The organism is Desulfitobacterium dehalogenans ATCC 51507, from assembly GCF_000243155.2.
In the GTDB taxonomy this organism is placed as follows: domain Bacteria; phylum Bacillota; class Desulfitobacteriia; order Desulfitobacteriales; family Desulfitobacteriaceae; genus Desulfitobacterium; species Desulfitobacterium dehalogenans.
The window spans coordinates 1,214,927-1,227,214 of sequence record NC_018017.1 but is presented as its reverse complement, the minus strand read 5'-3'; the positions used below and the strand labels follow the sequence as shown (position 1 = coordinate 1,227,214).

At 44.6% G+C, this 12,288-nt stretch carries 12 protein-coding genes; all 12 read right to left on the bottom strand.

Annotation, left to right across the window (positions count from 1 at the left end; all coding sequences use genetic code 11):
* Positions 1-64: 64 nt before the first annotated feature.
* The 12 genes from DESDE_RS05950 to DESDE_RS05895 all read right to left on the bottom strand — a co-directional run bounded on the left by DESDE_RS05950 (position 65) and on the right by DESDE_RS05895 (position 12,288).
* Positions 65-1,441, bottom strand: a complete 1,377-nt coding sequence (locus tag DESDE_RS05950; RefSeq protein ID WP_014793142.1) for a 4Fe-4S binding protein — start codon at positions 1,439-1,441, stop codon at positions 65-67.
* A 14-nt stretch (positions 1,442-1,455) separates the two neighbouring features.
* Positions 1,456-3,732 carry a molybdopterin-dependent oxidoreductase gene (locus tag DESDE_RS05945; protein WP_014793141.1) on the bottom strand — a complete coding sequence of 759 codons (2,277 nt, stop codon included), beginning with the start codon at positions 3,730-3,732 and terminating at the stop codon, positions 1,456-1,458.
* Between the two features lie 33 nt (positions 3,733-3,765).
* Entirely contained in the window at positions 3,766-4,071 is a 306-nt protein-coding gene (locus DESDE_RS05940) for a hypothetical protein (RefSeq protein WP_014793140.1), read from the bottom strand.
* Between the two features lie 34 nt (positions 4,072-4,105).
* Positions 4,106-4,669, bottom strand: a complete 564-nt coding sequence (locus DESDE_RS05935; RefSeq protein WP_014793139.1) for a 4Fe-4S dicluster domain-containing protein — start codon at positions 4,667-4,669, stop codon at positions 4,106-4,108.
* 3 nt (positions 4,670-4,672) lie between these two features.
* Positions 4,673-4,924, bottom strand: a complete 252-nt coding sequence (locus DESDE_RS05930; protein WP_014793138.1) for a chaperone NapD — start codon at positions 4,922-4,924, stop codon at positions 4,673-4,675.
* A 34-nt stretch (positions 4,925-4,958) separates the two neighbouring features.
* Positions 4,959-5,801, bottom strand: a complete 843-nt coding sequence (gene ccsB, locus DESDE_RS05925; protein ID WP_014793137.1) for a c-type cytochrome biogenesis protein CcsB — start codon at positions 5,799-5,801, stop codon at positions 4,959-4,961.
* Positions 5,798-7,147 carry a cytochrome c biogenesis ResB family protein gene (locus DESDE_RS05920; RefSeq protein ID WP_242831398.1) on the bottom strand — a complete coding sequence of 450 codons (1,350 nt, stop codon included), beginning with the start codon at positions 7,145-7,147 and terminating at the stop codon, positions 5,798-5,800. The genes ccsB and DESDE_RS05920 overlap by 4 nt, the downstream gene beginning before the upstream one ends.
* A 188-nt stretch (positions 7,148-7,335) precedes the next feature.
* Complete coding sequence (locus DESDE_RS05915) at positions 7,336-8,040, bottom strand: response regulator transcription factor (RefSeq protein ID WP_014793135.1); 705 nt, start codon at positions 8,038-8,040, stop codon at positions 7,336-7,338.
* 92 nt (positions 8,041-8,132) lie between these two features.
* Positions 8,133-9,791: an ATP-binding protein gene (locus DESDE_RS05910; RefSeq protein WP_014793134.1), complete on the bottom strand. Its 1,659-nt coding sequence runs from the start codon at positions 9,789-9,791 to the stop codon at positions 8,133-8,135.
* A 47-nt stretch (positions 9,792-9,838) separates the two neighbouring features.
* The gene (locus tag DESDE_RS05905; RefSeq protein ID WP_014793133.1) at positions 9,839-10,345 is read right to left on the bottom strand and encodes an iron reductase; all 507 of its coding nucleotides are present in this window, start codon (positions 10,343-10,345) and stop codon (positions 9,839-9,841) included.
* Positions 10,346-10,427: 82 nt separating this feature from the next.
* Positions 10,428-11,246: a dimethyl sulfoxide reductase anchor subunit family protein gene (locus DESDE_RS05900; RefSeq protein ID WP_014793132.1), complete on the bottom strand. Its 819-nt coding sequence runs from the start codon at positions 11,244-11,246 to the stop codon at positions 10,428-10,430.
* A gap of 199 nt (positions 11,247-11,445) precedes the next feature.
* Complete coding sequence (locus tag DESDE_RS05895) at positions 11,446-12,288, bottom strand: dimethyl sulfoxide reductase anchor subunit family protein (protein WP_014793131.1); 843 nt, start codon at positions 12,286-12,288, stop codon at positions 11,446-11,448.

Genomic DNA, 12,288 nt, shown 5'->3' with positions numbered 1-12,288 from the left:
AAGCTCCTGTTAGGTTTATAAGCACTTAGCCTATTTATTTTTAGGAGGAGATGGCGATAAGAACCTACATCATCCGTTTAATCTGAATAGCCGGGTATTCCATCACACAAACATACTCACAGATTCCACATCCTGTACAGATCTCCGGATCAACCACCGGATATTGAAATCCTTCCATCTTAATCGCTTCGTCAATCAACGGGCAACTGTTGTAACAGGAGCGGCATACATCATCCTGATAAGCATAACATCGGTTTTTATCAATTTCGGCAATACCGATTTTTACTTCTCGCATGCCCAAAGGTACAAGGGCACCACTGGGACACACATCAGGACATTCCATGCACAGTGAGCAGGGTACTCGACGGGGAATAAAATAAGGGGTTCCAAGATTTAATCCTTGATCGAGATGCGCACTTAATAAGGTCTTATCCGGGCAAACTTCAATACATTTGCCACAGCGCAAACACTTAGCCAAAAACTCTTCATCCCTAACTGCACCCGGCGGGCGAAAAACCCTGGGAGCAGCGGCAGCAAGAGCCTGAGAAGGTTTATAGGCCAATCCTGCCAGAGCAATCATTCCTGCCCCTTGGAGAACACTCCTCCGGGATATTTTTTCCCCTCCCTCTTCCGAAAGTAGATCTGCAACAGGTTGCAGAGAAAATTGCAGAGCTCCGCTTGAACAACTATCAATGCAACGTCCGCATCGGGTACATAGACTCGAAACACAAAATTCGCTTGTGCTTGTGATAGTACTTTTCAAACTTTCAGCAGTATAATTACATGCCTTTACACATTTAAAGCATTGTACACACTTATCCGTATCGCAACGAACCTTGATGGGGCTCCAGCGAGAGCCTAGCGCATAAAACACCCCGATTGGACAAAGCGTCCTGCACCAACCACGCCTGTATCCTGCCAGCTCCAATAGGATGATCATCAGGATAAGAAAAGCTTCCAGCCCTAACCCGAACAAAAAGGTCCTATAAAGGATACCTAAAGGGGATAGAGTCTGAAATATAGGAATCCCTACAACCAAACTAAGCACCAGAAAGAAAGGTAAGGCCCAATAATATTGCTTTTGTTCATGAGTGACAGCTTTTTTAAGCTGTATTCGTGTCAACCATTTCCATTTCTTCTTTAGAGCATCAACGCCTTCAATCAGGAACCCTATAGGACAAATCCAACTGCAGAAAACTTTCCCTAAGAACAGATAGATCCCGACAATTAACAGTGCACTCATCAGGAAAGTAATTGTGACGGCTTTTGATGCCAATAGGATTTCTAAAAAAGCAAATGGATCTGTTAGCGTCAAACCGAGAATCCTGCTGGAACTCAATGTCCCAATGACCTGGTAAATTCCCATAAGGGGTAATAGAAAGATTAAGATCATGCTTACTTGAACAATGCGCCGACACCGATTCCAAGAAGTTTTAAGCATTACCCTGATTATTCTTAGACTTTTTCTATTTTAACAGCACAAATCTTGAATTCAGGCTCTTTTGAAGCGGCATCTACAGCATCAATAGTTACAGCATTCACCAAGGGGTCCGGTTCAAACCAAAGAGCAAAGAGCAGACCAGGTCGTGGTTCGCCAGGCTTGCCAACTTTGGTCGGTAATTCAACTTTTCCTCTACGGGATACCAGTCGGACCATATCTCCCTCTTTAATTCCTAATTCAGTTGCGTCTTGAGGATTCAATTCCACATATTGTTTGGGCACCGCCCGCATTAAGGTGGGACATTTACCTGTCATGGTCAAGGTATGCCAGTGTTCAAGAATCCGGCCGGTCGTTAAATAATACGGGTATTCCTTATCCACTACTTCCGCAGGACCCAGATACGGTCTTGCAAAAATAACTGCCCTATGATCCTTTGCGGAGTAAAAATCAATTCCTTCTTTGACATAAGGGTCTTCGGGAGCCACATAACGACGCACGGCCCCTTTACTCCCCTGATGTCCCTTTAACGGCCACTGAATACCATGGGCATCTCGAAGGGCCGGATAAGTGGCAAGCTCCATATGAGTTCCTGTTGTACATTTAAGATATTCGTTCCAGACATCTTCGGGAGTTTTGAAAGGGAAAAGATCACCGTAACCCAGACGGCGAGCAAGGTCGAGAAGAATATCCAAATCAGGCTTGGCCTCACCGGGAGGATTGATGGCTTTAGCCAAGTGTTGGGTACGGCGGTCCGTGTTACCGTACACACCTTCTTTCTCACACCAGAAAGCTGCAGGAAGAACCACATCTGCATACTTCGTAGTAGCTGTCGGGTGGAAAACCTCTGCAACAACCATAAAGACCTTTTCAAACCCTTCCCGATAGGCATTGACATTCGGTAAGGAGTGTGCCGGGTTAGTACACATAACATAGAGACACTTCACTCTGCCATCCCCGCAGGCCTTAAACAATTCCATGGTATGTAGACCGACCTGGGGACTAATCCGATCAGCCGGTACGCCCCATAGCTCGGCTATTTCTTTTCTATGTTTCTCGTTAGCAATGACACGATGCCCGGGGAGTAAATGAGATAATGCTCCAGTTTCTCGAACACTTCCGCAAGCACTGGGCTGACCGGTCAAAGAGAAAGGAGTTGAACCAGGTTTGCAGATTTTCCCGGTGATCAGATGCAAATTATGAATAAGATTATTTGCCCAGACACCGGCTACACGCTGATTGATACCCATCGTCCACATTGACATCGTGTTCTTGCCTTTTTCGCCGAATAGGCGTGCAACCTCCCGGATTTGGTCAGCGGTCAGACCTGTCACTTTTTCAGCTTTCTCCGGTGTAAATTCCTTAAGAAACTCCTTATAGTTCTCAAAATTTATAGCTTCTTTACCATCTGAGAAACTTGTATGCTTCGCAATGAACTCCTCGTCCGCCATCCCTTCTGCGACGATAACATAAGCCATAGCGTGCAGAAGAGCCATATCGGTTCCCGGTATAAACTGCAGAGAAATATCGGCAATTTCATGGGAGCGATGACGCCGCGGATCGGCGATAATAATCTTGGTCTCAGGATCTTTTTTCTTTTTGTCCGTCAGTCTGGCAAACAGAACAGGATGTGCTTCCGCAATATTGGAACCAATGATAAAGAACACATCAGCATGTTCAAAATCCTCCAGACATCCCATGGGCTCATCGGCTCCAAAAGTGGTTGTAAAGCCACCTACCGCGCTGGCCATACAAAGCCGCGGATTCCCATCAATGTTATTGGTACCGATTGCTCCCTTGAAGAGTTTATTCGCCACATAACCTTCTTCCGCCAATTGCTGCCCGGAACCATAGAAGGCCACAGAATCCGGGCCATTTTTTTCAATGGATTCTTTGAACTTTGAAGTAATCAGTTTCATGGCTTCGTCCCAAGTACCGGGTTCCAATTTGCCATTTTTACGTATCAATGGCTTAGTAACACGTTCGCTATGGGTAATGACCTGTGGCAAATAATAACCTTTGGCACAAAGCAAGCCTTTATTCCCTTCATTATCGGGATCCCCTTTAACGGCGATTACTTTGCCATCTTTTACACCGATCAGCACTCCGCAACCGGTTCCGCAATATCTGCATACGGATTTAACCCACTTTTCCGCATCGGTTTGCTTGGGAGCACCGGGTTTTGGTTCCACTTGGTCAACTTGAATCGTCTTTGTTTGATTCGTACATCCTACTGTCATCATTGCCGCAGAAACTGCACAGGTTTTGAGAAAATTTCTTCTGCTAAACTCCATGTTTTAACCTCCTTCAAAATCAACTTGCACCGATTAAACATGACATTGCCGACAGACCGTAAGCTCCGGATGAGGCGTCTTCGACGCACCGCCCACACCCTCGTTATGACATGAGCCACAATTTTCTCTTCCTTCAATGGCGTGGGGAGTTGGTGGAGGAAAACCTTCTACAGTGGTATTTACAACTGCTGCTTCAGGTTCTTTCTCCCCAACAGGAGCGGGCGAATTGACAGACTGGTTCACAGGCTGACTTTGGCAGCCGGTGAACATAACTACACTAAGAGCTAGAACAAGAAGCGTTAAGAACAGAGCCTTTGATGATCTTTTAGATCGAACCATACTTCTCTCTCCTTTTCATTTATTCTTTTTTTGATCAGCATGGTATCACAGTGATTGCAGAACCTTCCGCGATACATGCCTTGATACATCGGCCGCAGCCAATGCAGTATTCCGTCCGGATTAATGGATAGCGAAAGTCTCTTAATTCGATGGCCTTTATTCCCGTTGGACAAGTGTAAAGGCAAGAGCTGCAAAGCTGTTCATGATAAGCCAGGCAAAGATCCTGGTTAATCTTTGCCACCCCTATGGCATAGGATTGAATTGACTCCCGGTTCTCAAGGACCCCACTTGGACACACTTCAATACATCTCAGACAGAATGTGCAAGGCTGTTCGTCAGGGACAAGGTAGGGAGTCCCTACTAAAACCCCTTCATCCGGCCCGGCTATGTGAATAGACTTATCTTCACAAACCAAGCTGCATTTCCCACAGCGCTGACACCCAGCCAGAAAAGCGATTTCCTCTATAGCTCCAGGAGGTCTTATGAGTTTCTTCTTTGGGGCCGTGGTCCTGACTGCTGTCATTGTCAGCTTGCAGATATCGTTGAACACGGTCCCAAAGAAATCTCTACGATTGATGAGTTCATTTCCCTTAAGCAAAATTCACACCCCCTTCGCAGGGAAATCCGTATCCATAGCTATATAAACCGGATAGACTCCAGTGACTCCTGGCAATGAACCAATCCCGCTTTCGATCACCCGAACGGCATCGTTGACCAACTCACTTTCTAGGACAAGGATGATATCCCCATTAATGACTCCTTCCACAGAGACTCCTTCCACTTCTTTTAACTGAATTGGAAGAATATCTTCAAAACCATGTAAGCATTTTACTATTAAGCTTGATATCACCATAAAGTTTAGCCCCTAACACAATTTATTTTTGCCTTTATGCATAGGAATGCAAGCTGATTACAAAGTAATTTACCCCAAAGAAAGTGAACAGTACGGCCAAAAAGCCAATGACAGCCACCCAAGCCGTACGTTTCCCTTTCCAACCGTGCATAAGCCGGACATGGAGGTAGACCGCATAGATCATCCAAGTGATCAAGGACCATGTCTCCTTCGGATCCCAGGACCAATAAGAACCCCAAGCGATATTTGCCCAGATAGCTCCTGTAATAATGCATAAGGTCAACATGGGAAACCCGAGCATGATCATTTTGTAGCCGATTAAATCCAGACGACCTAAATCAGGGGTGCGAGTAGATAAGTTTGTATGGGTTCCCTTATCCAGCCACCGCTGCTTGATCAGGTACAGTACCCCTACCCCAAAGGAAATCGCCAAAGCTCCATAGCCGATCATGGCAGTCAGCACATGAAAGGTCAGCCAATTGCTCCGGAGCGCGGGTTGGATATTGGTTAACACCCGCTCATTATTACTCATAAAAAGTACGACAAAGGCCAGAAGGAAAAAAGCCAAAGGGAGAATAAATGCACCAATAACAGGTGCTTTATAACGGGACTCTACCCAGAGATACACGGCGATGATACCCCAGGCAAAGACTAAAACAAATTCGTAGCCATTGGCTAAGGGCGGGCGACCGGCAATTCCCATTCGCAGGAGAATCGCTATAGTGTTGCCTACTAACCCTAGTATCGCTGTATATCTGGCTAACTGACCCAATCTATTGTTCTTAAGCGGAAGGAGAAGAACATAGAAAATCATGGCCAAAAAGTATCCGGCAAAGGCCATATAAAAGGCAATAGGCTCAAGATTTTGCAGACTCATCCTTCAAATCCCTCCACTTCTTCGAGTAAACCATGTATTTTCCTGGGTTTGGGTTCTTTCTCCACCTCAGCCTTAAATTCTTCCAACAACTCCTGAGCATGCTCTGAGCCTCCTCCACTCCAGAGGGTTATCACCAAGCTTCCTCGATACCCCTTCCGTACCCCTTGAGTAGTCAGGGCAAACCATAAAGTCTGAGGTTTCAAATAGAAAGAGAGCACGAGACCGAGGAACAGCATTCCACAGCCTAACCAGATAAGCGGAACCCCTGGATCCTTTTTAACCACGAGACCCGTAAAATTAGTGGGGCCTGTAAAGACGATATCATAAACCCCTTGGATACTGATCTGCTCTCCCTGACGTATCGTCCCCTTTTGAACAGGTCCCTCCCTTTCCGGACTCAAAACCTGGTAGTCCACAGTTAAATGTCCATCGTTCATTTTCAAGCGTTCGATAATCAGGTACAAAGTAGTACCCGTGGCCTGAAAATAGCTCTGTCCAACTTCTGCCAAGGAAAAGAGGGTCTTCTCCCCCCGCAGAGTTGCCTCAAAGGATGCTCCATATTCGAAAAAAGTCTGGTAAAAGGTGATCCCTTCATAGGTCAAAGGCGAATTCACACTCACCGTCTTATGAACCAGTTCTTTACCACCCTGGGATATACTCATGTCGGTATACCAATTCTCGCGAACGCCTTGTGCATCAAACTTTTCTTCGGCACTATGAACCTCGATTTCCCAGTCGCTTTGCAAGGTTCCTTTTTCCAGAGTGATATCCTGCATCTTCAGGTGTGTGCCCTCAGCCGACATAAAATACCCCATAAAACCCCAATGTCCCAAGACCACTCCAATAACCAGAATAATAAAGCTGCTGTGAACCAGTACAGACCCCCATACCCCAAGACGATTTTTATCGGCCCATCCTAGGATTTCTTTAGAAGTCTCTTGGAAATCATGACGATAATGCTTACTATCCAACTTTGTCACTAACTTACGTTGGAAATCGTCCGGACTTTGCGTCAATTCAATCTTTGTCCTAATGGCTGCTCCCTGGATTTGAGCCGCTGTTTTATGTTCGGGAATATGACGATAAATCTGTACGATCTTGGGAATTCGTTTTATGGTGCATGACAAAAGATTAATGACAACTAAGGCTACAATGATACGATACAAAACACTACTATAAAGATGTGTCACGCCAAGAGTTTGCCACAAAGGCGAGATCTGAGCCGCTTGTTCAGGTGCAAAGGATTCTTGGGGTACAAACGTTCCAATCATGGAGACTCCAGTAAATAAAACCAGTAAAACGACACCAAGTTTCATGGAAGTCAAAATTGCCCATAAACGCTTCATCTGTTGCAAACAGTACCCCCTTTTCTCTTCCCGCACATTCATTGAGAATGTGGCAATTTTCGCATAAAAAAATACTTGCTTCTAATATAGCAAGTATTTCTTACGAGAACGTTAGTCAAAACTTTATATATAGTTAATGAAATCTTTACATTTTCTTACACGAATCTTAACAAAAGATTAACCGAATTCTACTCGGAAAACTTATACCCAATTCCCCATACGGTTTGGATATATTGGGGCTTAGCAGGATCCAGCTCAATCTTTTCTCTGAGCTTGCGAATGAATACGGTAATGGTGCTTGTGTCGTTCACATACTCGTCTCTCCACATATGAGCAAAGAGTTGCTCCCGGGTAAAGACTTGAGCAGGATGTTCCGCCATAAAAGTAAGCAATTCAAACTCTTTGGGAGTTAAATACACAGGCTTGCCGCGAACAAAGACTTCGTGGCTCTCACAATTGATTTCCAGATCACCTTTACTTATTTTCGTGGTTTTTCTTACTTTGGGAGCCGACTGCTCTTTGTCAAAAGAACGTCTCAAAAGAGCCTTAACGCGCAACCCTAATTCAACAGGACTGAAAGGCTTGACAAGATAGTCATCGGCACCGAGATTAAATCCCACACTTTTGTCGATTATCTCCCCTTTAGCTGAAAGCATAAGGATAGGAACCTTACTGTTTTCTCTTATGGTTTTACAGACCTCATAGCCATCGATCAAGGGCAGCATCACATCAAGTATCACTAGATCCGGATTTTCTTTTTGAAAGCATTCCAAGGCCCCTTCTCCATTGTCTGCATAAAGTAGTTCATAAGCTTCCCTCTTTAGGACTTGCTCGACAACTTTATAGATACTTTCTTCGTCGTCGACCAACAAAACCTTATAGGTGCGCTTCATCCCTTTTCCTCCTTGTGCATCACTATGTATTTTTATCCACTGCGTGAATAAGAGCGACTAACTTTCAGATTGGGCTGAATCCCCGCCTGAAGCTAGTCTACTTTATCGGGATCCTTCGGTAAATAGACCACAAAAGTACTGCCTTTATTTATTTCGCTCTCGACCCATAGTTCTCCTTTGTGAAGAGTTACTAATTCCTTAGCCAGGGCTAAGCCCAGACCGGTTCCTCCATATTTTCTTGAGTTGGAACTATCTACCTGGGTGAATCGTTCAAAGATCTCTTCCTGCTCTTCAGGAGGGATGCCAATTCCTGTATCAATGACGCGAATGATGATCCAATTCTCCCTCGGAGTGTTAGTCACCTGAATTTCTACACGCCCTCCAGAAGGTGTGAATTTAATCGCATTCCCCGCTAAGTTCTCAATAACCCGGCGAAGTTTCTCCGGATCCGCACGAAGTAAGGAAACTTCAGGGGCAAGGTTTATTTCCCAGACAATCCCCTTCTTCTTTGCTAAAGGCGCTACTACACTGTCAATGGCTCCCAGAACATCGGCCATGTCTACATATTCTAATTTTAATTCCAGGCGACCGGCTTCGATCTTGGCAAGATCAAGTATATTATTAATCAATTTTAAGAGGTTCTGGCTGTTGGCTTTTATGTATTTAAGGTTCTGTCGTTCTTGTATAAATTCCTTGGGAAGCTCTTGAAGGAGAAGGTCCGTAAAAGCCATGACGGATGTCAAGGGAGTCCTTAATTCATGACTCATAATCGCCAGAAACTCCGATTTATAGGTATTGATCTCATTCAGTTTAATATTGGCGGCTTCCAGTTCATCCTGCTTAATCCTTAAGTCTTCATTGACCAATTCCAATTGATGGGTTCTTTTTTCTACCTTGGCCTCTAAATTTTGATATAAATCCTTCAGTTGATTGGCCATCTCTTGAATATGCTGAGCCAGTTCCTTTATTTCTCCTTGTGCTTTAATACAATTGAGGTCAATATCGAAATTTCCTTGCCCCACTTGAGCAGTAGCAATCTTTAGCTCCCCTAAAGAGCGGGTGACAAGACGGGTGACAAGCAAGTACATTGAGATTACAATCACACCGATAAGTAAAAGGGAGAAGGATAAATGGCGATAGACATCGACCTTCATCCCTTGGAGGAAAATATCCATGGGCATAATCAGACTGATGGCCCCGCCTAAATCCTCGGCTTTGTACCCTTCTTTGAAATGTCCAGTGATATCTATATCTCCAATCGGTTGGCCATGACAGGAGAGGCATTCTTCCTTCATATGCAAGGGGACCATATAGCGAAAAACCCGCTCTCCTCCTACTACATCTTCCCCCCAGATTTCGGCAAGATGTGGCTCCTGGCCGAACCTTAGCAATCCTTGTGCTTCAAAAGCATCCGGCGCATTGCAGCTGGCTCGATAATCAATCCGCGTCTGTTTGATGGAGTAATTGGTCAGCTGCCCAAAAATGTCACCGATTTGCATGCCAATCGCCGCCGGATTAAGATGCTTAAACTCAAAATTTCCTTGAGAATCATAATTAATACGGTCCTGATTCTTCGCTATGACTTCACGAGTAGCAATGAGCTGTTTTGTGATAACTTGAGCCTTTTCATGCATCTCTAAAGTGGCTTGAGCCCTTTGCGTGCGATAATCCCAAGTAAAATGGATGAGCATAATAGATACCACCACAAAGGTGGTAAATAGCATAAACCGATGTGTTAAACTATCCTTCATCGTATCAGCTCACTTGTCATGTAATCATATACCCAATTCAAGACTCTTTATTGAAAATTGATATGGATGATAATAAGTACCGCAAAGAGAATGGTCATAAAAACATGGTTGAAATAGGCGGATTTTATCTCCTTGCTTTTCGCCATGATGTTTTTATCCAAGCCCGAAGTCACGACTAAACTCATGGGAATCAAGGCTAAGACTCCGGTGATGTAATAATTGGGAGAAATCTCATTTTCCGGCCAAAAAGCTAAGGATAAGAAATACAAGCTATGATAAATAACCAAAACAAAAACAATCCAACCAAAGCAGGTATGCAGAAATTCTATGATCCTCTTACCTTTCATACGCCGACCCGGTTCTTCGACAAATTCCAGAAAAAAAACTTTAAATACCGCAAGAATCAATATACCCGCTATAAAGAAGCAGGCTATTCCTCCGGCTTGCTTAACAGTACTTCGGGTCACTGCCGTAATGAGTAAGAATACTATAGACAGACCTAAGGCAAAAAGCACTTTTTGATAGGTTTTGTTAAAGCGGTTAAGGAATAGCACTCAATCACCTCATTATTTAAATCTTAAACTATTTTGAAGAAGGTTTAAAGATGGTTAGACAAAAAAGTCAACCCTAGCGCTTTTACCCCATAATGGGTATTGCATTGGCATAAAATAAGTAACGTCCTAAAATTTGTGCACTAAAGAGCAGAACTAAGCTCAGATAAAAGACCGGGCGCAAGCCTTTGCCTGGGTTTTTAAATCCTTGAAAGCTATACCCTACAAAGTTCATTCCCCCCAGCAATAGGAGCGCACAGTAGAGCAATGGGAGCAAAGAATACGTCTTTGAGTTAAAGAAAAAGAAAGCTAACTGAACGAGCAATACTCCCATGGTAAGGAGTGAGAGCTTCCAAAGCAAATCTCTTACCCCTTGATGACCCCGAAAATCTCTGACCGTCTCCATGAATAAGGTACAGGCGATGGAACCCAGGGTGATCATGGTAGCGAAAAAACTAATGTAAGTATTGGGAGAAGCCCAAGCAGGAATAGGTGTGGTGTAATATATACTGGACATACTGAATACCGCAATCAACCCCAAAAGGGAAGTGAGCCATCCTAAAGCCATACTTGCCCCCTCGCGCCGGTAGAACAGGATAGAGATAACCCAGAAAAATAAAAACAACCCACTGAAGACAATCTCACGGCTCAGCCATGAGGTGAGCAAATTACCTACCGATGCATAGGCCTGCGTCGGTGAACCAAGGTGAAATATGGAGATCACTAAGGCGACACACATGAGAGGCCCTACCACTAACAGAGGACGCCAGGTCAGTTGAGTTGCAAAGCCAGGGTCTATCCTTCTGGTCATAAACGTTCTAAGTCCAATGGCAATGACCCAGATTCCTACAGCACATTGGGTTAAAACACTGAAAATAATTAAAGCCCATTCACCGCTATACATTTCTAATCCACCTCATTTCCAGTTTAAAAGCGTCGTTGCGTAGTATGTATGTAGTTTAGCATGATTTCCAATAGAGAAATATACGAAAAATCTATGAAATATTTGTGTCCTCAGCTAAAAAGAATCCTACTTTCTATAGCAGAAGAAAGTAGGATTTAATGAGGGTATTGTACTAATTGGGTAATTAGGGAGTTGTTTATTAGGTCAGCCCAATCGTAGAAGCGACCATCCCTGCGTAAAACACATAGCGGCCGATAAATTGTCCACAGATCAGGGCAGCTAACGATGCGTAAAGCAAGCTGGAAGATTGGGTCTCAGGTTTGGCGGATTTTTGCAGAGTAGGCCAGAGAAGAATAACGGCTCCTCCCAGGACAAGAATCCATTTCACCGCAATGATGAAACTCATTCCGCTGAGGATTTCCGCACTGGCTTGTGCAGCCGGTCCCCCCAGGCCTAAGTTGATAGCATAGGGTATGGCCACTGCGGCTTGAATAATCACCGCAGCCAAAACCAGATAACCGAAGATCTTTTTATCGACACTTTGCAGTTCTTTCATGCTTACGACGAGGAACAAAAGGGCACCCACAGCAATGGCTGTGGCATAGAAGTCCACGAAAGTATTGATCCCCTGCCAGACCGGTACGGAAGCGGTGGTGTAGAGCTTGCTCATGGAAAACACCGCAATCAGACCGATACCGCTGCCCAGCCACCGGAGTCCGGCACTTAAAGCGGAGGCATCCGCTTTAAACCATTGGACCAGGGCATAGAGGACAGCAACACCCATGAACATTCCGCTAAAGAGCACTTCCCGGCTTAACCATGAGCTGCCCAGATTGAACAGGGAATTCAAGGCGTGAAACGGTTGACCAAGATGGGCCAAAGAAGCCAGAACACCAATGACACTTAATCCGGCGGCTGTTGCCGCTGCACCTTTGAAGACTTTTCCTTTATACAGCTGATGACTTAGAGTCATGAAAAACATGATTCCGATCGCGGCCTGCATGCAAAAGGAAAAAATCAATAACGCTGTTTCTCCTCCCAT

What these genes read in the sequence shown, in the direction of transcription:
- DESDE_RS05950 (WP_014793142.1), bottom strand. Translation starts at nt 1,441, where the DNA reads ATGCTTAAAACTTCTTGGAATCGGTGTCGGCGCATTGTTCAAGTAAGC.
- DESDE_RS05930 (WP_014793138.1), bottom strand. Translation starts at nt 4,924, where the DNA reads ATGGTGATATCAAGCTTAATAGTAAAATGCTTACATGGTTTTGAAGAT.
- DESDE_RS05895 (WP_014793131.1), bottom strand. Translation starts at nt 12,288, where the DNA reads ATGGGAGGAGAAACAGCGTTATTGATTTTTTCCTTTTGCATGCAGGCC.
- DESDE_RS05920 (WP_242831398.1), bottom strand. Translation starts at nt 7,147, where the DNA reads ATGAAGCGTTTATGGGCAATTTTGACTTCCATGAAACTTGGTGTCGTT.
- DESDE_RS05940 (WP_014793140.1), bottom strand. Translation starts at nt 4,071, where the DNA reads ATGGTTCGATCTAAAAGATCATCAAAGGCTCTGTTCTTAACGCTTCTT.
- DESDE_RS05915 (WP_014793135.1), bottom strand. Translation starts at nt 8,040, where the DNA reads ATGAAGCGCACCTATAAGGTTTTGTTGGTCGACGACGAAGAAAGTATC.
- DESDE_RS05910 (WP_014793134.1), bottom strand. Translation starts at nt 9,791, where the DNA reads ATGAAGGATAGTTTAACACATCGGTTTATGCTATTTACCACCTTTGTG.
- ccsB (WP_014793137.1), bottom strand. Translation starts at nt 5,801, where the DNA reads ATGAGTCTGCAAAATCTTGAGCCTATTGCCTTTTATATGGCCTTTGCC.
- DESDE_RS05900 (WP_014793132.1), bottom strand. Translation starts at nt 11,246, where the DNA reads ATGTATAGCGGTGAATGGGCTTTAATTATTTTCAGTGTTTTAACCCAA.
- DESDE_RS05945 (WP_014793141.1), bottom strand. Translation starts at nt 3,732, where the DNA reads ATGGAGTTTAGCAGAAGAAATTTTCTCAAAACCTGTGCAGTTTCTGCG.